Origin of the sequence: Alkalilimnicola sp. S0819, from assembly GCF_009295635.1 — a bacterium.
In the GTDB taxonomy this organism is placed as follows: domain Bacteria; phylum Pseudomonadota; class Gammaproteobacteria; order Nitrococcales; family WHIW01; genus S0819.
Genome location: NZ_WHIW01000070.1, coordinates 1 through 308, shown reverse-complemented (window position 1 = coordinate 308; position 308 = coordinate 1). Strand labels below are relative to the sequence as shown.

Here is a 308-nt window from a genome sequence, read left to right as displayed (position 1 = left end):
TTCCCACTGCGCGCTCAGGCGGGCGGCGTGCTGACGCGCGGCGGTCATACGGAGGCGACCATCGATCTGATGACGCTGGCCGGTTTTAAACCTGCAGGTGTACTGTGCGAGTTGACTAACGACGATGGGACGATGGCGCGCGCGCCGGAGTGTATCGCGTTTGCAGGCCAGCATAATATGGCGGTAGTCACGATTGAAGATCTGGTGGCTTACCGCCAGGCGCATGAGCGCAAAGCCAGCTGATCGAACGGATCATGGTTGAAAAAAGCCGATGAGATGTCATCGGCTTTTTTGTATTCCTTCGGTGC

Annotated in this window: 1 protein-coding gene; it reads left to right on the top strand. The window is 57.8% G+C overall.

Translation table 11 applies throughout. The features are described 5' to 3' along the window. The coding region (locus GBG68_RS14015; RefSeq protein WP_193222359.1) for a 3,4-dihydroxy-2-butanone-4-phosphate synthase at positions 1 to 243 on the top strand (243 nt) is incomplete at its 5' end. Positions 244 to 308: the final 65 nt, after the last annotated feature.